Genomic DNA, 22,833 nt, shown 5'->3' with positions numbered 1-22,833 from the left:
TATATTCGTAAAATATGGGCAGCCAGAACAGTTTTAAGCGTCCAAAAAAACTATGTGATCGTCTTTGGCATTTAAGGATAAATGTTGACCTTTAAGCACATAGTGACCATCTATAAATACAAAATTAATATGAGTAAATATTTGAAATATGGATGCTTTAAGTAAAATTTTTGATGATATCCATCTCCACCGATCTGAATATATTTATTTGAGATCAAAGCATCCTTGGGCTTTTCATTTTCAAGATCACAATGCCATGGTTGCGTATGTGGTGATTCAAGGTCAGTGTGTTGTGCATATCGATCAAGAGCAGGTCTTACTTGAAGCTGGCGATCTTTGCCTTATTCCCTCAGGGCAAAACCATCACTGCAAATCTATACAGTCTGATGTCTTGGTCGAATCAGTGAACATCACGCCACTGTTTCAAGAGCAACGAAATAAAACCATTGAATTAAATTCTACCGAATCTCATGAAGCAGAAGAATTATTTGTACTGGCGATCCGTGGGCATGTCGACAGCATTATGGCAAAGCCCTTAGTGAATGCACTCCCCACGCTGTTACATACACCACATATCATGAGCAGTACCGCACCTGAATGGTTGCAAATTGGCTTACATTTTCTGGCCGTTGAAGCGCATCAGATCCGTCCAGGCCGCGACAAAATTTTGGATCATTTGGTGAGTATTTTATTTATCGAATGTGTGCGTGATTATATTGCAGCCTTGTCAGATTCAAGCAGTTGGTTGCATGCCTTGAGTCATCCTGAATTATCCAACGCTTTGGCCGCGATTCATGAACAACCACAGCATGCTTGGACCGTCGAAAGCTTGGCAGAACAATGTTGCATGTCACGTTCTAAATTTGCCAGTTTATTCACTCAAATGCTCGGTGAATCTCCACTCGCCTATTTGCAGCAACATCGTTTGCGACTGGCGACACAGCACTTACAAATGGGGCAACTGACTATTCAGCAAATTGCCCATCGTATCGGTTACTCATCTGAAACAGCATTTAGCCAAACTTTTAAAAAGTTTTATGATCAAACACCGAGCCAGTATCGACAGCATCATCAGCTCTCAAAAGCTGAGTCACCTTAGAGGTTTATTTAACTGACGTTACGCACATAAAAGTAATTTTGCATTTTTAAAATGATTTTTAATTTTATTCGACGGAGTCTTACATCTAGGGATTGAATAAAGGGATTAGCCTTCGGCTGGAGGTACTCTTACGAAACGTTGTTTCTCATTCGGCAAAATGAGAAGCGAAGCCTCGCAAGGAAACCATCTTACGGTGCAATGCACCTCACCGACAAAACTCGTTCAATAGCGTCAAATTACTCAAAGTATCGCAAAAACTTTTTTGATTAGAAGTAGTCCTGCGTCGAACAGTTGCGGATGACGTTACCGTGTATCATACTTTTATTTAATTTAAAAGCTTTAAAATCGCTTCCACAGGATTTTCACTGTTGCCTGAAAGCAGTTGTTTATGCATGGTGATGTGCTGCATCACTTGAATTTGCGATTTTTCAACATCCATCAAGCTTTCAATTTCTGCTGCTAATTTTTCAGGCGTTGCATCATGTTGGATGAGTTCCTGAATCACCTTTTTGCCCGCAATAATATTTGGCAATGAATAATACGGAATTTTGATTAGCAATTTCACCACATGATAGGTCAGCCAATTTAACTTATAAAAAGTCACCATTGGACGATGTAAAAGCATCGCTTCTAAGGTTGCCGTTCCTGATGCTAAAGCGACAATATTCGATGCGTTCATCACCTGACGGCCAATTTTAGATTCGGTATCGGTGTTTTCCATCAAGCGAACTTTGGCTTGTAATGCTTCAGGAAACTGCTTGAGCAACACTTCGATTTGCTGTTTACGTGCATCATTAATTGCAGGAATCAGGAATACATAGTCTGGATGCTGCTCCGTCAAAATCTGTGCGGCAGACAGCACCAAAGGCCCTAAGCGCTCAATTTCCCCGCGACGGCTGCCCGGAAGTAATGCAATGTGTTTTTGATGCTCATCTAAGCCTAACTCGTGTTTAGCCGCAACGAGTGGATTATCTAAAGGCAACTGACTTGCCAATGGGTGTCCGACAAATGCAGCCGGAACTTGCCATTTTTGGAAAAACGCTTTTTCAAATGGAAATAAGCAAAGGACTAAATCAATACTTGCTTTAATGCCATGTACACGCCCTTGACGCCACGCCCACACTGAAGGGCTAACATATTGTACTGTTTTAATTGGTAGCTGTTTTTGCTTTAAGCTCTTAGATAAACGCAAATTAAAATCCGGCGCATCAATCCCCACAAAAACATCGACAGGATTTTCAGTCCATTTTTCAACCAGACCATCGCGTACAGCAAAGAGTTTTTTAATATCTTTTAAGACCTCAACAATCCCCATTACCGATAAAATATCCATCGGATAATAGCTATTAAAACCTTCTGCAATCATTTGCGGACCGCCGATGCCTTCAAATTCCGCATCAATCCCTTGCTCTCGAAAACTGCGGATAAGCTTGGCGCCTAATGTATCCCCGGATACTTCCCCAACCACGATGCCAATTTTCAGTTTCCGATTTTGCAAAAGTCTGTCCTTTTAACTCAATGTTCTTTAGCTATAGATTCTATACGAGTCCTTCACAAAGTTAATAGATTTCCAAAAAAAAGCTGCACGTCTTTAATTCAACATTTTAGGAATATTCATCACTGCTATTTAGCTGCTGATTAAAATTTTTCCGCCAATGGTTCGGATTTGTACCGTATTTATTCTTAAACAATTTACGAAATAGCACTGCGGTATTAAAACCTGCGCTTTCCGCAATTTTATCAATCGAATAATCTGTCACTTCAAGCAATTCAGCCGCATATCGCAGTCTTTCATTGTTTAACCAAGTGACAATAGGTAGTCCTGTCGCATGTTTAAAATGTCTGGTCAGTGTCCTTCTACTCATATTGGAATAATCGGCAAGTTCTTCAATAGTGTGCGGTTTCGACAGGTTATGCCGTAAATAATCGAGTAAACGATTGATCTCCGTATCGTAAGTCATCGTAGAAATTGGCTGCTCAATAAATTGCGCCTGTCCGCCTTCACGATGGGTTGGAATTACCATCAATCTCGATATTTTATTGGCAATTTTTGCCCCGTAGATTTCCCCGACTATGTATAAACAACAATCTAAAGCAGCCCCCGTACCTGCGGAAGTAATGATGCCTGCATCTTCAATATATAAAGCATCTTTATCTAAGTTCACACATGGAAATTTTTGCTTAAAATCGGCACTGCCAGCCCAATGTGTCGTGACCTGTTTGTGGTCAAGTAACCCAGCATACGCCAATGGATATGCGCCATAGCACAGGCCTGCAATCTTGATTCCCTTTTCATGTACCTTTTGTAAGGCTGTCATCAGCTCATGATCTGGCTTTTGATGGATATCATTCCAGCCCGAAATAATTACAAGGTCAGCACCAAGCATCTGCTCTAAGCCGCCATCAGCCTGAATCATGACCGTCTTTTCAATACGGACGGGCATTCCATCAACCGAAAACGTCGTTACTTCAAATAATTTCTGTCCCTCTATTTCAATATTAAATATGGTTTGCGGGACTGAAAAATGAAACAGCGGAATATTTGGATATATAAACAACGCAATTTTAGGTATAGACATCACGCGGCTATTCATAAATAAATCCATTATAACATTTGGCCTAATAGTTTCTATTTATGTCTTTGAGGACAATATATTTAAAGTGCTTATTTCCCAATAATAAAGTTATCTTTTTATACGAATGCTTTTTATGAAAACATTTTTAGGCTATACGGTTTTAGCGACTGCTTTAATTATCGGCTCTGCTTCGGCATCGGCAAATCAGGACAAAGTCCGAGATATTTCTAAAATCACTCAAGTTCAAGAAATACGCAATGCGACGGTCAAAATCAGCTATGCAGACACGACCTTTTTAATAGACCCGATGTTTGCACCCAAAGGGTTCTATGAAGGGTTTCCAAATACACATCGGAGTTATTTACGTAATCCATTGGTGGATTTACCGCTTAAAGCCGAAACCATTTTAGCGAATGTCGATGCCGTGATCATTACCCATACTCATCTCGACCATTGGGATGATGCTGCGCAAGCGGCGATTCCTAAAACGCTGCCGATCTATGTCCAAAACAGTCAAGATCAAAAGACCATCCAATCCGAAGGCTTTAAAGATGTACGCGTATTAACGAAAACCACATTTGAAGGTGTGAAGTTAACCAAAACTGGTGGACAACACGGTACAGATGCAATGTATCGTGTCCCAGAACTGAAAAAAGGCTTGGGTGAAGCCATGGGGATCATTTTTGAAGCCGTAGGACATGAAACCATTTATTTGGCGGGAGACACGATTTGGCGCCCTGAAGTGGATCAAGCTATTCAAAGCTCCCAACCTGATGTGATTATTTTAAATACAGGCAACGCCTTAGTCGATGGATTTAAAGAGTCGATTATTATGGGTAAAGAAGACACCTTACGCGCTGTGCAACAGGTACCGAAGGCTAAAATTGTCGCAGTGCATATGGATGCCATTAATCACATGTCGTTAACGCGTCAACAACTGGCAGCCTATGTAAAATCTCAAAATATTCAGGATAAAGTGTTGATTCCTCTAGATGGCGAAACCTTATCTTTTTAAGGCATATTAGTCTTTTTAAGGCGTATGAGATTTAGCAGCAGTGGACTTTATGTACACTGTTGCATATATCGATAAATATCAAATCGAAAGCTAGGATAATAAAACTTAGTGTGCTTTGAGTGATTGGATATCCACTTCAGATATTCACCACCTTATATTCAAAATATATGATTTCACTGCAGCATAATCTCCATTTGAACTATTAACTACTTGAGAAAACCATAATCAATAACTTAGTTTAGATAAAATTCATTTATTTCAAAATTAAAAACATTCTTTATCTATTTTTTTCACAAGCAAATCACTAATCGAGACAACGACTTATATCAATTAGTCATAAGATATGCACGTTTTTTGATATTTGGCATTCAGCGATGGTCGGTCCTTTAGAGTTCATTCTGGCAGGTGTAATTGTAGGTTTCTGCGTAGGTATTACCGGTGTTGGCGGTGGTTCACTGATGACCCCGATCCTGATCAGCCTGTATAAAATTGAACCCCATATTGCGATTGGCACAGACCTGCTGTATGCCGCTATTTCAAAATTTTGTGGTTCTTTAGTTCATGCACGTAAAATGAATATCGTATGGACCATTGTTATTTGGCTTGCGGTCGGCAGTATCCCTGCGTCTTTTGCGACCCATTGGGTACTTGAAAACTATCTGAGCCAATCGACACATTACAAAACCGTATTAACCATGTTTTTGGGTTTTATGCTGACCATTACAGGGATCTCAATTATTTTCCGTGGTCATATCGAAAAATTCTTTAATAAATTTCGAAAAACTGATCAGTTTGATGATATGAGTGCGGATCTTGAACGTATCAATTTCCAAGCTAAAAATAAGCGTGCATATATCATCATCATGGGGATTATTTTAGGCGTATTCGTTACCCTATCGTCTGTTGGTGCAGGTGCCTTCGGTATTATGGCTTTGGTGCTTATGTTCCCGAACTTACCGATGATTCGTATTATTGGTTCTGACGTCGTACATGCCGTGCTTCTTACACTGGTTGCAGGCTTGGGTCATATGAGCTCAGGTAATGTCGATTTTCATTTATTGGGTTGGTTATTGGTGGGTTCTATTCCAGCGATTGTTGTCGGAACTTTGATCAGCTCACGTTTACCTGAAAAAGTCATTCGTAAAGTCTTAGGCATTACCTTGTTTGTTTTAGGCATGAATTTCATCATTAATCCAGTAAAATCAAAACCTGTCGAAAAACCAACAACTGCAATGTTGATCGCACCGACGGTGAATAGTCAGCAGGTTTAAATTAACTGCCCGATTCATCACTTTTTTTTCAGAGACTTATTGATCTTTTTTATAACATTTGAATGCTATATTCATGTTATATTCGGCTCACGAAACAACCTTTTGTATAATCAAACCAGTGACGGCAATGAATACTTTACAGTCAAATTCTATTACCCAAAACGACATTGATGACGTGAATGTAAAAAGCATTCAGCCTCTTGTTACTCCTGCAGAACTAAAAAAAGAGCTACCTCTGACTGAAACTGCCTATCAAACAGTCCTTAAGGGCCGTGAAACTGTACGTAATATTTTAGATGGAAATGACAAACGTCTTTTTGTTGTCATTGGTCCATGTTCAATTCACGACACAGTCGCTGCACATGATTATGCTGACCGTTTAAAAGTTTTAAGTGACAAAATACAAGATACGATTTATGTCGTGATGCGTGTGTATTTTGAAAAACCACGTACCACTGTTGGTTGGAAAGGTCTAATTAATGACCCTGACATGAACGACTCATTCAACATCGAAAAAGGCTTACGTATTGGCCGTAAACTTTTACTAGAATTGAATGAGAAAGGTTTGCCTTGTGCAACTGAAGCACTCGATCCAAACTCACCACAGTACTACCAAGATCTTATCTCTTGGTCAGCGATTGGTGCGCGTACCACTGAAAGCCAAACACATCGTGAAATGTCTTCTGGCCTGTCTTCACCTGTGGGCTTTAAAAATGGTACAGATGGCGGTTTAACCGTTGCGACCAATGCCATGCAATCTGTTAAACATGGTCATAGCTTCTTGGGCTTAAGCGACCAAGGTCAAGTTTCTGTTATTCGTACCAGTGGTAACCCTTATGCACACGTTGTACTCCGTGGCGGTAACGGTAAACCAAACTACGACGCAGGTTCTGTTGCAGATGCAGAGGCGGCATTAGCCAAAGCAAAAGTTAGTGGCAAAATCATGATTGATACCAGTCATGCAAACTCAAACAAAGACCCGTACCTACAACCCCTTGTTCTGAAAAATATTACTGAACAAATCCTTGACGGAAACAAGTCAATCGTGGGTATTATGGTAGAAAGTCACTTAAAAGGTGGTCGTCAGGATATTCCTGCCAACCTCTGTGACCTCGAATATGGTAAATCAGTGACTGATGGCTGTATCGATTGGGATACGACTGAAAAAGTCTTGTTAGAGATGCATGAAGCACTTAAAGACGTGTTACCGACACGCTAAGTGAATGAAAAACGCCATCTTCGAGATGGCGTTTTACTTTGAAGGATTATTTGTCAGATGAATGAAATCGAAAATGCGTTAAGTCACATTGAAAACTTCCAATATATACATGAACACTTATTAACGTCCGGTCAACCATCTCCTTCTGAGCTTCAAACGATCAAAGAATATGGTGTTTCAACGGTTATCAATTTAGCACTGACCGATGCATCCAATCATATCGAGCATGAAGACCGCATTTGCCTAGATCTAGGCCTGAACTATATCCAAGTTCCGATCTCTTGGGATACCCCTTCAGATGATCAATGCCTTTTAGTACTCGATATGATTGACCATTTGGTTCAAGGTCAAACGGTTTGGCTACACTGTGCGAAAAACTTCCGTGTCAGCAGTTTGATGTATTTATATCGTCAATACTATATGGATGTTGATATGCCAAAGGCTCAAGATTTGATGCATCAAATTTGGAAACCCAATGAAACATGGACAGGTTTAATCCATGCGGTTGCCTTACAACTTCAAGGCCGTAAAGCAACTCAAGATTTACAACATGCACTGATCCATCCAGATCATTTTGCGTGAGAAATCAGTACTGTTGCAGTAGAAAGAATACCTTCTTGGCGACCAGTAAACCCTAATTTTTCGGTGGTGGTCGCTTTGATGCTAATTTGTGTAACTTCAACATCCATAACATCTGCGATACTTTGACGCATTTCTAAATTATGTTTTGCTAGTTTAGGGCGCTCACAAGCCACGGTAATATCAGCATTATTAAGTACATATCCACGATCTAAAATCAGTTGGTAGACGTGTTTTAAAAGTACTCGACTATCGGCACCTTTAAATTTTGGATCTGTATCTGGAAAATGCTGACCAATATCTCCAAGTGCCAAAGCTCCTAATAATGCATCACAAAGCGCATGCAATACCACATCACCATCTGAATGTGCTTTGAGTCCATGTGTATGTGGAATTTGAACACCAGCAAGCGTTACAAAGTCACCTTCTTCAAATGCATGCACATCCATGCCCTGACCGATACGAATTTGAGCTATCATGCTTGAGTTCCTTGAGAAAATAATGATTGAAATCTTGTATTCACGCTTTCTATTTCGCTATAGTGTGGGCAAGCGCAACATAGTGAAAGTATAAGCGATCATGCTGTTGAAAACTGAAATAAATATCATCAAAAAATTCGGACTGGTTCTGCTAATAGGTTCTAGCCTAGCGATGTTTACGCATGCAGAAAAGATAGACTGTGATCAGGCCAATACTCAGGCAAAAAAAAATTACTGTTCTGACGGTTTTGAAGAACAGCGTGAAAAGTTAGATGGGCTTTTTTTAACAGCGCAGTTGATTACCGATGCCCCAATACGCTTACTGATAGATACGCAAAAATTATGGTATAGCCGAGTTCAGCAATGCAAAAACTTGGAGTGTTTTAAACAACAATTTGAGCTTCGCCATGAAGATTTGAATATCTACACCTCGATGAACCAAAGTTTAACGCAGCATTATCTGAAATTTGAAAATGGTCATTTTGCGACATCACCTGTACATTTAAAGGTACATCAACTAGGCAAAGACAGCATCAAAATTGAAGGCATTGCCTATCGTAATCCTAACAATCGAGTCGAAACACAAACCATCCCATTTTTAGCTTACACAACACCCGAACAAAAAAATCAAATCACCGATAATGAACACGACTGCAAATATCAGTTCAATTACAGTAAAGCCTTACTCTCAGTAAAAACTGAACAAAAAGGCTGTGAACGTTTTGCAGGGATTTATCGTTTATATGATTAAGATCAAATTCGAATGACTTAGAAAAATACAAAAAAGCCTCAACATTGAGGCTTTTTTGATGTCTAAAATATGTCAGTTAAATCGGATGTGTTTGCTGCACTTGCTGGCTAATCATTGCAGCTGTTGCCGCAGACAAGGTCCATCCAAGGTGACCATGCCCTGTATTATAGAAAATATGATCTCGCTTACCTGCATGTACTACAGGCATCATATTGGGCATCATTGGTCGTAAACCCGCCCATGGCACCACATGTTCTGTTGATAGATTAAAGTTACGATTCGACCAATCAATTAAGGGCTGAATGCGATCTGCACGAATGTCTCGGTTATAGCCATTAAACTCTGCCGTGCCTGCAACACGTAGTCGATTTGCACCTAAGCGTGAAGTCACAATTTTGGCACTTTCATCCAACAGACTCACCCAAGGCGCATTGGTCTGACTTTGTTCATCATTTAAGTTTATGGTAATTGAATATCCTTTGACTGGATAGACATTTACACGGTCACCGAGTTTATGCGCAAGTTCATAACTGCCTACACCACCACAGACCACCACAGCATCTGCCTCAAGTAAGGTATTTGCATCAGGATGTTCCATATTTTCATCACTGGCTTTTAACTGAACATTGACACCTTTTGCATGATGTTCAAAGTCAGTCACCTCAAAGCCCCACATATATTTCACATCAAAGCGTTCTGTTGCTTTGGCAAGCTGCGTCGTAAATTTATGGATGTCGCCCGTGGCGTCCCCTGGGCAATAAAATCCACCATAGTATTCACCTGTCAGACTAGGCTCAATGTCACGGATTTCAGCTAATGTCACAGGATGACGCTCTAAGCCACCCTCACAGAGCATATTATTAACTTGAGTCGCCACCTCATAATCATGTTGATTATGAAAGAAATGTAAAATGCCGCGTTTTTCTAAATCAAACTGTAAGTTTTCATGCTCAGCTATTTCAAATAAGCGCTGACGTGCCATCAACGCTAGACGCACTGTCTCATGGGTATTTTCACGATAATCTTTAATATGCCCCATAAACTCAAAGAGCCATGAATATTTATGTAGGTTAAAACTTGGATTTAATAATAATGGCGCGGTTTTTTGTGACATCCATTTGATGCCTTTCACCACCGTTGCTTTTTGGTTCCACACCTCAGCATTACACGCTGATAATTGACCACCATTGGCAAACGACGTTTCCATCGCAGGATAAAGATGTTTATCGACCACAGTGACACGATAACCGAGTAATCCGAGTTCGTAAGCTGTCGTTACCCCAGTAATACCTGCACCAATCACAACAATATGACACATATAGGCTCCTTGGAAATTATATTTCCTATGCTCGCCCCATCTGTCATTGGTACCTGAGAGCTTTGGTTCCTTGCGAAGCAATGTGAACCTTCCCCTTCGGTGAGTAGATCCGGCCTACTTCTCTCCAGATTTTTTATATGATTACAGTCCTTTTGCCTGAGAGTTTCCTGGGGGAACTTGCTCCTTCGGCGAGCACGATCTGTGCTTCTCTCCTGCAATCATCCATTCGTTTTTATTCGGCATTCATCTTGGTATTGCCTTAGTTAGATATGAGCAATATTTGTACCAAATCTCAAGTCCTGTTTGGGTCAATATTGTTAAATATTATTTTTATATCGATTTAAGTTGTTAGGTTATAAATTTAAAATCATTTTTTCTAAACCTAAATACTTCATCTTTAAAATAAAGGTTTAAAATATTAAATGAAATTTATATCTAGAAAGATTGAAGTTTTATGTCGGATTATACGCTTTTCTCTCGCTTTGCATCTGTGATCAAAACACATTCTATTGAAGAATTAACCCAAAGTGATTTACTCCTTCTTAAGACTCTGGGACCTGTTCAAAGTTTTTATGCACCATTCGAGGCCATAAATCATGATGCAAAAGTGGTCATCGTCGGCATCTGCCCAGGCCAACAACAATGGCGTAATGCATTAATTGCAGCGAAGGACGGCGTAGAGCAGCAATTATCTGAGGAAAACATACTTAAACTTGCCAAGAATAGTGGTGCTTTTAGTGGTCCTATTCGTAAAAATTTAACTCAACTGCTAGATCATATTGGATTACAGAATCAATTAGGCATACAGACCACTGCAGAGCTATTTAGCAATCATCAAGATATGGTGCAAATGTGTTCGGTTTTACAGCAATGTATTTTGGTCAATGGAAAAAATTATGCAGGCTCAACGCCCGCAATGTTGAAAAATGAATTATTAAAACAACATATTGATGATTATTTTATTCCTATGATTCAACAGCTTCCGAACGCAATTTATATTCCGCTAGGCAAAGGTGTAGATGAGGTTTTAAATTATGTAAGCAGCTTAGGCTATTTAAAAGATCAGCAGATTTTAGCAGGACTTCCCCATCCATCGGGTGCGAATGCTGAACGGATCAAATATTTTTTAGGCGAAAAACCACGTGACCAATTGTCTCGACAAACCAATCCCGAGCAGATTGATAGCGCAAAATCACAGATCTTACTTAAGTTATCTAAATTTCAATGAAATAAGATTTACATCACTTAATAATATTTTTTATTTGAATATCGACCACTTATATCAAAGCAGTGCTCAAACAAAACTAGAAAAGTGTGATGTATTTTACTTTTTTGTTTTTCTGTGTGAATATGCGCCAAAATAAATATTGCTTATAAAAATAACGCTAACATGGAAAAACACATGAAAAATTATTTAGTTCTAGGATTTACACTCCTACTACTCACAGGTTGTATTACCGTACCTAAAAATAAACCTGAAACCAGAACATTAAAGCTGAATGGTGTGAATACCGTTGAAAACAGCAAAGTGATCCAACGAACCATTACTCGAGGTCAATTACTGTGTGAAACTGGACAAAAATGTCCTGAACTTGCAATTGATTAGCAAAAGAATAAAGGTGAGTATGCACTTTCACTGCATTCTTATGATCAACAGCAGCTTGATATGAATGAAATATCTTTTGTGATCGACGGCAAAGTATTGTCTTATCCTGCAATAGGTCAAACAAATTATCGTCGCTTAGATAATTCAAATGTGATTGATTCTTCTAATACCGTGATGATCCCAGATACTGTGCTTAAACAATTCTGTGACGCAAAAGATATTGCGGTGATTATGAATACCAACCAAGGTGAAATCGCACACTATATGCTAAAAAACCAAAAATCATCAGATGCCTACCGACTATTTTTACGTGCTTACTCTTAAGCCCAAATAGTCTAAAATCAAAATCCCAAAAGTTAGTGTATGTTTTTTGGGGATTTTTTATTCATCTCGCTTTATAAATTGATCAAATGCATCACATGGTCTTTATTTTATTCGTTTAATTAATTGTTTAATTGTCAGTTCACAAATCGGTTGACCTACCTCTAGATGAAGAGGATAGGCTTGATTTTCATCTGTAAGCTTATAGCCACGTCGTTGATAATATTTTATTAATTCTAAACGCCGATCAATCACATACATCACAAATTCTTCAACATTGGGTTCAATCAACATCGCTTGCTGTTCTGCAAATTGCAATAATTTTTTTCCTAAGCCCTGATCTTGCTCATTTGGATGAATTGCAAAATGACCAATTTCACAGCTCTTCCCCTGCATTTGAATACCAATACACCCCATGATCTGCGCATGTACCGACTCAATCACATATAAATGAAAATCCCTTTTTTGTAAGAGTTGACTGAGTTGAGAGACATTTATTCGATTTCCTCGAACAATATGATGTTCCGTGGTCCAACTCTTGGGATGATTTTCCCGATAGGCTGTATTCATTAAGCTTTCAAGCTGCTGAATATCACCAAGTAAAACATTTCGTATATTCATATTTTTTTGCTATTTATTTTCATAGGCCTAGTTTACCGAAATAAAAAAACCAGACAATTGTCTGGTTTTTTTATGCAATTTTCTCATCAGTGTGACTTGCTAAAGCTATTCACCAACCGCGTTCGGAACAAAGCAGCGCTTTGTTATTTATCCACTGTGACTCGCTAACGCTACTCACCAACCGCGTTCGGAACAAAGCAACGCTTTGTTATTTATCCACTGTGACTTGCTAACGCTATTCACTAACCGCGTTCGGAACAAAGCAACGCTTTGTTTCCTCACTTGGGTTCAATTGGGGCAAATGGTGCAACAACGTCTGCATTTTGTGCACGGTTACGCATGAAATGATCCATGAGCACAATTGCCAACATTGCTTCTGCAATTGGTGTCGCACGAACACCGACACAAGGATCATGGCGACCTTTGGTCAACACATCTGTATCTTCACGATTAATCGTGATGGTTTTACCCGGCGTAGTAATGGAAGCTGTTGGTTTCAAGGCGATCGCAACACGAATATCCTGACCACTCGAAATACCACCCAAAATGCCGCCTGCATGGTTTGCCAAGAAACCATCCGTAGTTAACTCATCACGGGTTTCATGACCAAACTGCTCAGCAACGCCAAAGCCATCACCAATTTCCACACCTTTTACAGCATTGATGGACATCATGGCATGTGCAATATCTGCATCTAAACGATCAAATACAGGCTCGCCCCAACCGACTGGCACTTGCGTCGCAATAATTTCCAGTTTGGCGCCACAGCTCGTTCCTTGTTCACGAAGTGACGTTACGAGAGCTTCAAAACGTGGGACGGCATCTGCATCACCACAGAAAAATGGGTTATTCGGAACTTCATTCCAGTCAAATTTCTGTGCTTTTTCGGTACCAATTTGGGTTACATGACCACGAATTTCTATGCCGAATTTCTCAAACAAGAATTTTTTAGCAATCGCACCCGCAGCAACACGCATCGCAGTTTCACGAGCACTCGAACGGCCACCACCACGGTAATCACGAAAACCATACTTATGTGTATACGTATAGTCTGCATGACCCGGACGGAAGGTTTGCGCGATGTTGCCATAATCTTTTGATTTTTGATCTGTGTTACGGATCAATAGACCAATCGATGTACCGGTTGTTTTGCCTTCAAATACGCCTGAAATAATTTCAACTTCATCGGGTTCTTTACGCTGAGTCGCAAACTTAGATGTGCCCGGCTTACGACGATCCAGATCCTTTTGCAAATCGGCTTCAGTCAGTTCAATACCCGGTGGAACCCCATCCACAATGGCCATCAAACCAACGCCATGAGATTCACCACAAGTCGTTACACGGAAGAGTTGCCCTATACTATTACCTGCCATGTCAAACGACTCCTTATGCTTGAACAGATTGAATGAATAAATCTCGGTATTCGCGGCATTGAGCAGCAGTCAATGCAAAGATACCTGTACCGCCTTTTTGGAACTGTAACCAGTAAAAATCAACGGTATTGAAGTTTTGACGCATTGCCCATTCAGAGTTACCCACTTCGATCACAATTAAGCCATCTTCAGTCAGGTAATCTGCAGCTTGTGCCAACATTTTACGTACAAGATCCAAACCATCTTGACCCGCAGCAAGCGCCATTTCAGGTTCATGGTGGAATTCTTCTGGTAAATCTGCCATGTCTTCAGCATCCACATATGGTGGATTCGACACGATCAAATCATATTGATTTTCTGCTGGAATTTTGGCAAATAAATCAGACTCGAGTAATGCCACTTGATATTGTTTATTGTGGTGTTCACAGTTAATTTGTGCCACTTCAAGTGCATCTTTAGATAAATCTGTTGCATCAACTTCAGCGTCTGGGAATGCATAAGCTAAGGCAATCGCGATACAACCCGAACCCGTACACATATCTAAAATGCGCTGAGGAGTTTTTGGATTGGCATTTTCAGGTAGATTATTAACCGCAGCACCCATTTCGCCATTTTCACCTAAGCAATATGGCGCAAAACGGTTTTCAATAAGCTCAGCAATAGGTGAACGTGGAATAAGTACACGCTCATCAACATAGAATGGCTTGCCATAGAAATATGCCAAATTTAACAAGTATGAAGTTGGCACTTTTTCATTAATACGACGTTCAAGTAAAGCTAAAAACTCAGCGGCTTCGCTTGGCAAAACTTTCGCATCTAAAATTTCAGCATCCGCATTCCAGTCTAATGACAGTGTTTGCAAAACCAGTGCAGAACTTTCAGCAAAATAGTCTTCTGTACCTTGACCTAAATGTGCATCGTATTGACGTAATGCTGTTACACCAAAACGAATGTAATCTCGAATGGTGGATAAATTTTCAGCAGCTTCCTGCAAATGTTCAGGGCTAATAGTCGGTCGATCCACTTAAGGCGTCTCCAAGGTCATATTTTTAAAACGCCCTATGATACCTTAGTTTTCATGGTTTTTTTGGGAAAATCATTTCATATTTTTATTGTGCAATCGTACTTCCATCATATCAGCATGTGACATTGTCATTTGAACCGCACAACTTGAATTTGAAATCAAAAACTCTTTCGCTTTTTTATTTTTAATATTACATGCGTTATCGCGACGCTGTAACCATACCTCTTGAGACTGCGTTACCAACGCTTGCTCACTATCTGCAGTTGTTTTTAATGTTATTTTTAAAAGCTTTTTCATTCTTTTATTTTGCGCTTTATATTCTTTAATTTGACAGGTATTAATAAGATTGGATTGACTTTGAGCCTTTCTCATACATGCCTCAAAATCGCCGGTATAACCTAATGCGAATGCATTCACGGACCAACCAGCACATGCAATTAACAAACCTTGTGTTAAGCGCTTTTTCATGACTCCGTCCCCATACAAAAATAAATAGTTATAAAATTATTCTGCCTTTATATCATCTTAGATTTATATTTAAAATGCTTTCAATAAAGCATGATTGAAAATTAAAAATTTAACTTCATTATATAGATTATGGTCACCACAATAGATGAAACATGAGCTACAAGCACAACAATCTTATGGCAATGCGTCAAAATTACTGGAATGACGCACATACACCTCGCGTTAATGCTGAAAAAGTATTTTTTCAACAACTCTTAAACGACTTAGGTATCTTTGAAAATGCTAATCTTGAAGATGCAAAATCATTATTCTTTAGTTTACCGAGTATTATTCTCATAAAAGGTTATGCCAAAGGCTTTATGGAGCCTTCTATACAGCAACTGATAAAACAACACATCGAATTGCACCGCACTGAGCTGCAACAAAAATTTGATGTCAAAATTAAATTTAGGCTCTAAAGTCTTTTATTCTCTTATTTTTAGAATTTTCAGTTGCATAACTACACTGTAAATTCAGCATGTTGAACTTTTTTAATACGTGCAGACCATGTAAGATTCGCTACAATGAATTTTTCTGCGAACTGTTGAACAGGATTAAGTTTAAATGTCAGATCAGAACGATAAGCTTAAACAATTGAAAACCTCCTCCATGGATCGACGCTTATCGATTGCGAAAGCCTCTTTACTGGCTGGTACGCGCTGGGCTGCCTCAAGTGCAAGCACAATGTTCTCAAGTGAAGAAGAAAAAGAACGTAAACGCAAAAAAGCCATGAAAGATCAGGCTGAATATCTCGTCGCAGAAATTGGTAAATTAAAAGGTTCAATTGTAAAAATTGGGCAAATGATGGCGTTGTATGGTGAACATTTTCTGCCTGAAGAAATCACCCAAGCCCTCAACACGCTGAACAATCAAACAGTTGCATTGGCATGGCCAGCCATCAAAGTCCAATTACAAAATCAACTTGGCTCAAAGCTTGATGATCTCGTGATTGATCATGAGCCACTTGGCACAGCATCTCTGGCACAGGTTCACCGTGCAAAACGCAAATCTGATGGTTTAGAACTGGTTTTAAAAATCCAGTATCCGGGTGTGGCAGATGCAATCGATTCGGATATGAATCTATTCAAAAACATGCTCAAACTGACACGAATGGTTCCTCAAACGCGTGAATTTGATCAGTGGTTTGATGAAGTTCGTGAAATGATGCATCGTGAAGTAAATTATAAAATCGAAGCAGATACCACTCGCCGTTTTGCTGCACGCTTAAAAGAAGACCCGCGCTATATCGTGCCGCAAATCATTGATGGTTATTCAACACCTCAAGTGCTGTGTATGACTTTTGAACGTGGTGTACCGATTAACAGCCCAGTAATGCTGTCACTTCCTCAAGAGCGTCGCAATGCCTTAGGTGAAGCATCACTTGAGATTGCCGTACGTGAAATTTTTGAATGGGGTGAAATGCAAACCGACCCTAACTTCGGAAACTATTTGGTGCGTTTGGGCAATGGTGCGGATGTACCAGATAAAATCGTACTCCTCGACTTTGGTGCAATCCGTCAGTTCGATGAGCATCTATTAGGCGTTGCACGTAATTTGATTACCGCGGGTTATCACCATAGCGCTGAGCAAATGGTCAAAGCGATGACAGGTTATGAGTTCTTTGATGGTATTCCACAAAGTATTAAACCCGATATGGCCAAAGTCTTTCTGTTAGCAACAGAGGCATTTAGTAGCACTGAAAATAACCCAAACATCCCTGCTGGTGTTATGGACGAACAACAACGCTATGACTGGAAAAAAAGCCAATTACATAGCCGTGTAATGCAACAAGCTTCAAAATCGATGGCATCTCGCTACTTCTCAGTTCCACCTAAAGAGTTTATGTTTATCAGCCGTAAATTTATCGGTGCATATACCTTTATGACCGTCATTGAAGCGAAAACCAATGTTCGTCGTATGATTCAAAAATATCAATAATCACTCAATGCACACTTCAAGACTTGGCTGACTCAAATGTCAGCCAAGTCAATTTTAAAATAAAAATCCTTTTAAGCCTTTTTACTTTTCTATTCTTAATTAATTATTTAGCTATCAAATCCCACCTAATCTCGCCGTTTATCTTTGACAATCATGCATGTCATTTATGACATGGTTTTTCTATCTTTGGCATGTCAGCATTAAATAAGAACAACGCAAATGGAAAACAACAATGACCAATATGGTAAACAAGGCACAAGGATTTGGACTCTCACTTTTAACTAAAATTGCCGGAAGTGATGTACTCGATCAGTTTAAACTGCGCAAATTTGTTGAAAAATCTTTGTATCAGAGCTCAAAAGCTGGTTTTAAAACCTTGAGCCAAACGCAAAAAGTATTTCAGACCAACAAAGATGTGCATAAGCAACGTTTGCCTAATCAACAAAAATCATTATTTGATTTAAACCTGACTGAAGAACAACAAATGACTGCTGATGCGATGCAGCAGTTTGCCACAGAAGTCTTGTATCCACTTGCTCATCAAGCCGATCAAGAGGAAAGATTTCCTGAAGCGTTATGGCAACATATCCAAGATCTAGGTCTAAATTATTATGCCTTACCTGAAGATTTGGGTGGCGTCGCGGCAGAAACAAATATCATTAGCAATATCTTAATTGCTGAACAATTGGCTGAAGGTGACTTTAGTTTAACAGCAGGTTTACTGTCGACATTTAGCTGTATCAATGCCATCACCCAATGGGGTTCCGAATCTGTTCAAGCAACCTACTTAGCGGCATTTGCAGATGATTCAGCCCTACGTGCAAGCTTTGCAGTTCAAGAGGCAACGGCGGCATTTAATCCCTATCAACTTAAAACTCAGGCAATTGCTGACGGCCAGCAGTATAAAATCAGTGGGGAGAAAACCTTAGTCCTTTTAGGTGAACAGGCAGATGTGCTCTTGGTGAGTGCCATGCTGAATGGGCAGCCTGAAGTTTTTATTGTGCAACGTGACCAGAGCATTAGCGCTAAAAAAACACCAGCTATGGGTTTGAAAGCCACTGAAACGGTAACTTTAAAATTTGATCAGACCCCTGCCCAACGCTTAGGCGATCAAGATTTCAACTACACCTCATTTATCGATCTTGGCAACTTAATGTGGTGTGCCATGGCTGTTGGCACCGCAACTGCAGTCAAAAAATATTGCATTCAATATGCAAACGAACGTACAGCTTTTGGAGAGCCAATTTCGCACCGTCAAAGTGTGGCATTTATGATTGCAGATATGGCAATCGAAATTGATGCCATGCATATGCTCATCCTCAATGCAGCAAGTCTAGCCGAAGCCGGCAAGCCATTTCATCGTGAAGCCTATTTAGCCCGCGTGCTATGTGCTGAAAAGTCGATGAAAATTGGGACCGATGGCGTGCAAATATTAGGTGGTCATGGCTTTACCAAAGAACATCCCGTAGAACGATGGTATCGAGACTTACGTGCCACAGCGATTCTTCAATCTGGCTTACATGCTTAATTCAGCAAAATAAAAACAAGGAAATGTCCATGAACTTACAAAATCCGAAAAAATTTAAATTGCTGATCGACCAAGCCCATGAAGTCGCATTAAATGTTCTACGTCCTATTTCACGTAAATATGACAAAGCCGAACATGCCTATCCTAAAGAGTTAGACATGTTATCTTCCCTCGTCGACGGTATGAATGATGGCGGAGATGGCATGAATGCAGGTGCTGCCGTCAATAAACGTGGTGACACAGACACTGGTAATAAAAACGGTGTCAATATGTCGACAGCCCTCAGTATCATCGAGATGTGCTATGGAGATACAGGCCTGTTGCTCAGTATGCCTCGACAAGGGCTTGGAAATTCGGCTATTGCAGCAGTAGCCAATGATGAACAACTAGAACGCTTAAAAGGAACTTGGGCCGCTATGGCCATTACAGAACCCAATTGCGGCTCTGATTCTGCTGCTATTCGGACAACAGCGACGAAAGATGGCGATGAATACATTCTCAATGGGGAAAAAATCTTTGTCACCTCGGGTGAGCGTGCTGATTCCGTGGTGGTTTGGGCAACGCTAGATAAAAAATTAGGCCGTGCAGCGATTAAATCCTTTGTTGTTGAAAAAGGTACGCTGGGCATGACTGTAGAACGCCTAGAACATAAATTGGGTATTAAAGCTTCTGATACGGCTGCCATTAGCTTTGTAGATTGTCGTGTCCCTGCTGCAAACTTATTAGGCAATGCTGAAATTGATGTAGCAAAGGGTTTTGCTGGGGTTATGGAAACTTTTGATAATACTCGCCCACTCGTTGCCGCGATGGCTATTGGCTGTGCCAAGGCATCTTTAGAGCGAATTAAAGAAATCTTTAAAGATGAATTAGATGAGCAGTATTCAACACCGATCTTACAAAGCTCGAATATTGCTGCACAAATATATCGAATGGAAGCAGACTGGGAAGCAGCACGTCTCCTCATGCTCAAAGCCGCATGGATGGCCGACAACAAAAAACCAAACTCACGTGAAGCATCCATCGCTAAAGCAAAAGCAGGCCGTGTAGGTAATGAAATCACGTTAAAGTGTGTAGAACTCGCAGCGGCTGTCGGCTATAGCGAAGATGAATTATTAGAAAAATGGGCACGTGATTCAAAAATCCTCGATATATTTGAAGGCACACAGCAAATTCAACAATTAATCGTTGCACGTCGTGAACTGGGTAAAAGTTCAAGCGAATTAAAGTAATTTTTTGCTTGAGTAATTTTAAACTTAGAGATGGATTTTTTTATAGGATCAGTCTATAAACAATCCATCTTTTTGTTTTTCGATGATTATGTTTCAGATCCGACCACTTCAACTTGAAGACAATGTAAGCATTGCCAATGTCATTCGCACAGTTTCCAAAGAATTTGGATTAGCGCCAGAGTCAGGATTTGCTGTTGCAGATCCAATTTTAGATGATTTATATCACGTCTATACGCAAGCAAATGCACAATATTGGGTTATTGAAAATCAACACGGTACAATTTTAGGTGGTGGGGGCCTTTCTCCTTTAGTTGGAGACTCAAGCATTTTAGAAATCCAAAAAATGTATTTTATGCCTGAATTACGTGGTCATGGCTTAGCCAAAGATATTTTAGAACTTTGTTTTCAATTCGCCAAAGATCATAATTTTAAAGCGTGTTATTTAGAAACTACACATACACTTGGGCAAGCGGTGAAACTCTATGAAAAAGTAGGATTTGAACACTTACAAGCTCCCAAGGGCAATACAGGTCATAGCCAAGCATGCGAAATTTGGATGCTTAAAACGCTTTAAATAAAATTAGATTCTACAAATTTCACTGGAAAGATTTACAGCTTTATCAAATACAGTTATTTGATGAATGGATATTCTAGTTTTTTATAACTAAAGTTCTCGGGATTTGAATGTTCCCATAATCTTAATAAGTACCATGTTAAGAGAGAAATACTGATTCAATTAACACGATCTTTTTCTCTCTTCACTTAAAAAATCATGTAATTTGAGTACATTTCCATCAATTCTTACAATTTCACTGTACAGAGCATCTTAAGAAAATATTGACCTCTAAGTCTCCAGTTCATAATATCGCTTTAGAAATTACACTTAGCCATGATTATTTTAAAGTGAATATAAATGCAGAATGTACTGAATAAAACTCGCCTTTCAACTCGTCTTTCGTCGCTCCTAAGCGCTCACAGCTTAAAGTTTTCAACTGTTATTATATCTGTAACCCTGATTTCTGGATGTTCATCACTAGGTGGTGGCTCTGTAGAAAAACGTGCAGTTAAACTTTCATCAGGGATCCAAAAGGCCTATTCAGTCAATCCTGAAACTGCAAATCGAGTGTCACCCTACATTGTGCAAACTGCTGATCAATACAACTTAGATCCTTTACTACTGGCTGCCGTTATTCGCCAAGAATCAACTTTCCGCCCTTATGTCAGTTCTCCTGCAGGTGCAGTCGGTTTAACTCAGGTGATGCCACGTTATTGGCAAGCAACATGCCCTGGGGATTTATATGACGAATTAACCAATATTAATTGTGGGTCATTTATTTTAACTAAATATAAAAATGCGGCAGGTAGTATTCCAAAAGCTTTAGCCTACTATAATGTCGGACCTACTGCTTATAACACCAATCGAAAAATGAAAAAACAAGGCAAACGTTATGCAAAACAAGTTAAAGAACATCAAAATAATTTAAAAAGTTCCTTATAATTTCTAAAAATTTAATCTTTTATTTAACCATATAGACCTAACTAAGCTTAAGAGGATAAATTTTGTTAGGTCTAATCTCTTCAATTATTTCATAGATTGACGCATTTTATCTTCATCAAAATATTGCGCAAATGATGCAATACGTTTTTCAACAATTGGATTTTTCATCAGATTTTCAGCTGCACGATTTCCCAATAGTTCAAATGCTTTACCTAGAGCATTTGTTCCTTCATTTTCTGTAACAGCTTTGATTTCAGCATTACAACGTTTAGTAAATAAATCTTGAAATAGAATAGCCATATTTTTATCAATTTTTTGTATCTCAACTGGCGTTACTTTACTATATTTAGAAATTTCTGGATGTGCTGAAAATGCCAAATAAATCCAAGCTGTTAAGTTCTGACTCTCTTTTGCTGAAATTTTATTTACCAAACATTCACTTAGTTTATCCTGATACACACCGGCTGTAGTATTGAAAGAAACAAATGCAAATAAAACTGTAGCTAATAATTTTTTTAAAAACATCTTAAATACCCTATATATTATTAAAGAGACAAACGATTTTATTATATTGATTTATTACACATTTTCATTAGCAAAACATTTTAAATGATATAAAAGAGTTCTAGACGAGTTTATTGTTGATCGGCCTTATTCTTTTTAAATATCTATCATTTCCCTGTTTTTTCTTCTGCTTTTCTTATTATTTTTTTCTTCCCTTTTCATCACGCATAAAAAAACACCCCCTGAGATATCAGGGGGTGTTTCGAATAATGAGCTGGCGATGACTTACTCTCACATGGGTAACCCCACACTACCATCAGCGCTAAGAGGTTTCACTTCTGAGTTCGGGAAGGGATCAGGTGGTTCACTCTTGCTAT

The 22,833-nt window shown here is 39.3% G+C and carries 24 protein-coding genes, 1 rRNA gene and 1 riboswitch; of the genes, 15 read left to right on the top strand and 10 right to left on the bottom strand.

Annotation, left to right across the window (positions count from 1 at the left end):
- Positions 1–148 precede the first annotated feature (148 nt).
- Positions 149–1,099, top strand: coding sequence for an AraC family transcriptional regulator (locus tag FTT88_RS07540; RefSeq protein WP_180173829.1), 951 nt, complete (start codon positions 149–151; stop codon positions 1,097–1,099).
- Positions 1,100–1,424: 325 nt separating this feature from the next.
- On the opposite strand, the gene lpxB is transcribed toward FTT88_RS07540, so the two are convergent.
- Both lpxB and FTT88_RS07530 read right to left on the bottom strand, forming a co-directional pair.
- Entirely contained in the window at positions 1,425–2,597 is a 1,173-nt protein-coding gene (lpxB, locus tag FTT88_RS07535) for a lipid-A-disaccharide synthase (protein WP_180173828.1), read from the bottom strand.
- 106 nt (positions 2,598–2,703) lie between these two features.
- On the bottom strand, positions 2,704–3,678 hold the full coding sequence (locus tag FTT88_RS07530) for a GlxA family transcriptional regulator (protein ID WP_180173863.1): 975 nt from the start codon (positions 3,676–3,678) through the stop codon (positions 2,704–2,706).
- Positions 3,679–3,808: 130 nt separating this feature from the next.
- On the opposite strand from FTT88_RS07530, the gene FTT88_RS07525 reads away from it, so the two are divergent.
- The 4 genes from FTT88_RS07525 to FTT88_RS07510 all read left to right on the top strand — a co-directional run bounded on the left by FTT88_RS07525 (position 3,809) and on the right by FTT88_RS07510 (position 7,762).
- Positions 3,809–4,690 (top strand): MBL fold metallo-hydrolase, encoded by an 882-nt coding sequence (locus FTT88_RS07525; protein WP_180173827.1) that lies wholly within the window; start codon positions 3,809–3,811, stop codon positions 4,688–4,690.
- Positions 4,691–5,064: 374 nt separating this feature from the next.
- Positions 5,065–5,961 (top strand): sulfite exporter TauE/SafE family protein, encoded by an 897-nt coding sequence (locus FTT88_RS07520; RefSeq protein ID WP_180060128.1) that lies wholly within the window; start codon positions 5,065–5,067, stop codon positions 5,959–5,961.
- A gap of 127 nt (positions 5,962–6,088) precedes the next feature.
- Positions 6,089–7,180, top strand: a complete 1,092-nt coding sequence (locus tag FTT88_RS07515) for a 3-deoxy-7-phosphoheptulonate synthase (RefSeq protein ID WP_143221612.1) — start codon at positions 6,089–6,091, stop codon at positions 7,178–7,180.
- A 57-nt stretch (positions 7,181–7,237) separates the two neighbouring features.
- A complete protein-coding gene (locus FTT88_RS07510) occupies positions 7,238–7,762 on the top strand; it encodes a protein tyrosine phosphatase family protein (protein ID WP_180054898.1) in 525 nt (174 codons plus the stop codon).
- Here the strand turns inward: FTT88_RS07510 and ispF are convergent.
- Positions 7,750–8,238, bottom strand: a complete 489-nt coding sequence (gene ispF / locus FTT88_RS07505; protein WP_168378679.1) for a 2-C-methyl-D-erythritol 2,4-cyclodiphosphate synthase — start codon at positions 8,236–8,238, stop codon at positions 7,750–7,752. The genes FTT88_RS07510 and ispF overlap by 13 nt on opposite strands.
- Before the next feature lie 100 nt (positions 8,239–8,338).
- Between ispF and FTT88_RS07500 the strand changes: the two genes are divergently transcribed.
- Positions 8,339–8,989: a hypothetical protein gene (locus FTT88_RS07500; protein WP_180060130.1), complete on the top strand. Its 651-nt coding sequence runs from the start codon at positions 8,339–8,341 to the stop codon at positions 8,987–8,989.
- 76 nt (positions 8,990–9,065) lie between these two features.
- Here the strand turns inward: FTT88_RS07500 and FTT88_RS07495 are convergent, their stop codons facing one another.
- Entirely contained in the window at positions 9,066–10,307 is a 1,242-nt protein-coding gene (locus FTT88_RS07495; RefSeq protein WP_168378681.1) for a D-amino acid dehydrogenase, read from the bottom strand.
- Positions 10,308–10,441: 134 nt separating this feature from the next.
- Positions 10,442–10,532, bottom strand: a riboswitch (glycine riboswitch).
- A 229-nt stretch (positions 10,533–10,761) separates the two neighbouring features.
- On the opposite strand from FTT88_RS07495, the gene FTT88_RS07490 reads away from it, so the two are divergent.
- From FTT88_RS07490 to FTT88_RS17330, 3 genes are all read left to right on the top strand, one after another.
- The gene (locus FTT88_RS07490; protein WP_180073645.1) at positions 10,762–11,535 is read left to right on the top strand and encodes a hypothetical protein; all 774 of its coding nucleotides are present in this window, start codon (positions 10,762–10,764) and stop codon (positions 11,533–11,535) included.
- Positions 11,536–11,709: 174 nt separating this feature from the next.
- On the top strand, positions 11,710–11,913 hold the full coding sequence (locus FTT88_RS17335; protein ID WP_257233022.1) for a hypothetical protein: 204 nt from the start codon (positions 11,710–11,712) through the stop codon (positions 11,911–11,913).
- Between the two features lie 60 nt (positions 11,914–11,973).
- Positions 11,974–12,237, top strand: a complete 264-nt coding sequence (locus FTT88_RS17330) for a hypothetical protein (protein WP_252725827.1) — start codon at positions 11,974–11,976, stop codon at positions 12,235–12,237.
- A gap of 102 nt (positions 12,238–12,339) precedes the next feature.
- Here FTT88_RS17330 and FTT88_RS07480 read toward each other — a convergent pair whose 3' ends face one another.
- From FTT88_RS07480 to FTT88_RS07465, 4 genes are all read right to left on the bottom strand, one after another.
- Positions 12,340–12,855, bottom strand: coding sequence for a GNAT family N-acetyltransferase (locus FTT88_RS07480; RefSeq protein WP_180173826.1), 516 nt, complete (start codon positions 12,853–12,855; stop codon positions 12,340–12,342).
- A gap of 278 nt (positions 12,856–13,133) precedes the next feature.
- Positions 13,134–14,228 carry a chorismate synthase gene (aroC, locus tag FTT88_RS07475; RefSeq protein WP_180173825.1) on the bottom strand — a complete coding sequence of 365 codons (1,095 nt, stop codon included), beginning with the start codon at positions 14,226–14,228 and terminating at the stop codon, positions 13,134–13,136.
- 13 nt (positions 14,229–14,241) lie between these two features.
- Entirely contained in the window at positions 14,242–15,252 is a 1,011-nt protein-coding gene (gene prmB, locus FTT88_RS07470) for a 50S ribosomal protein L3 N(5)-glutamine methyltransferase (RefSeq protein WP_180173824.1), read from the bottom strand.
- Positions 15,253–15,324: 72 nt separating this feature from the next.
- Positions 15,325–15,720: a lysozyme inhibitor LprI family protein gene (locus FTT88_RS07465; protein ID WP_106984951.1), complete on the bottom strand. Its 396-nt coding sequence runs from the start codon at positions 15,718–15,720 to the stop codon at positions 15,325–15,327.
- A 152-nt stretch (positions 15,721–15,872) separates the two neighbouring features.
- Here FTT88_RS07465 and FTT88_RS07460 point away from each other — a divergent pair, with 152 nt between their 5' ends.
- The 6 genes from FTT88_RS07460 to FTT88_RS07435 all read left to right on the top strand — a co-directional run bounded on the left by FTT88_RS07460 (position 15,873) and on the right by FTT88_RS07435 (position 21,952).
- Positions 15,873–16,178: a hypothetical protein gene (locus FTT88_RS07460; RefSeq protein ID WP_106984950.1), complete on the top strand. Its 306-nt coding sequence runs from the start codon at positions 15,873–15,875 to the stop codon at positions 16,176–16,178.
- Between the two features lie 145 nt (positions 16,179–16,323).
- Positions 16,324–17,697, top strand: a complete 1,374-nt coding sequence (locus FTT88_RS07455) for an AarF/ABC1/UbiB kinase family protein (RefSeq protein ID WP_180173823.1) — start codon at positions 16,324–16,326, stop codon at positions 17,695–17,697.
- A gap of 241 nt (positions 17,698–17,938) precedes the next feature.
- Positions 17,939–19,225 carry an acyl-CoA dehydrogenase family protein gene (locus FTT88_RS07450; protein WP_180089965.1) on the top strand — a complete coding sequence of 429 codons (1,287 nt, stop codon included), beginning with the start codon at positions 17,939–17,941 and terminating at the stop codon, positions 19,223–19,225.
- 29 nt (positions 19,226–19,254) lie between these two features.
- Positions 19,255–20,454: an acyl-CoA dehydrogenase family protein gene (locus tag FTT88_RS07445; protein ID WP_180009497.1), complete on the top strand. Its 1,200-nt coding sequence runs from the start codon at positions 19,255–19,257 to the stop codon at positions 20,452–20,454.
- An 88-nt stretch (positions 20,455–20,542) separates the two neighbouring features.
- Positions 20,543–21,028 carry a GNAT family N-acetyltransferase gene (locus FTT88_RS07440; RefSeq protein ID WP_180054928.1) on the top strand — a complete coding sequence of 162 codons (486 nt, stop codon included), beginning with the start codon at positions 20,543–20,545 and terminating at the stop codon, positions 21,026–21,028.
- Between the two features lie 339 nt (positions 21,029–21,367).
- Complete coding sequence (locus FTT88_RS07435) at positions 21,368–21,952, top strand: lytic transglycosylase domain-containing protein (RefSeq protein WP_180054910.1); 585 nt, start codon at positions 21,368–21,370, stop codon at positions 21,950–21,952.
- Positions 21,953–22,036: 84 nt separating this feature from the next.
- On the opposite strand, the gene FTT88_RS07430 is transcribed toward FTT88_RS07435, so the two are convergent.
- Positions 22,037–22,477 carry a hypothetical protein gene (locus FTT88_RS07430; protein ID WP_180005580.1) on the bottom strand — a complete coding sequence of 147 codons (441 nt, stop codon included), beginning with the start codon at positions 22,475–22,477 and terminating at the stop codon, positions 22,037–22,039.
- 251 nt (positions 22,478–22,728) lie between these two features.
- A 5S ribosomal RNA gene (gene rrf / locus FTT88_RS07425) occupies positions 22,729–22,833 on the bottom strand; the annotation flags it as partial.

This window comes from Acinetobacter sp. YH01024 (genome assembly GCF_013420195.1).
Lineage (GTDB): Bacteria > Pseudomonadota > Gammaproteobacteria > Pseudomonadales > Moraxellaceae > Acinetobacter > Acinetobacter amyesii.
Note: the sequence above shows the minus strand (reverse complement) of the source record. Positions and strands in the feature narration are given on the sequence as shown.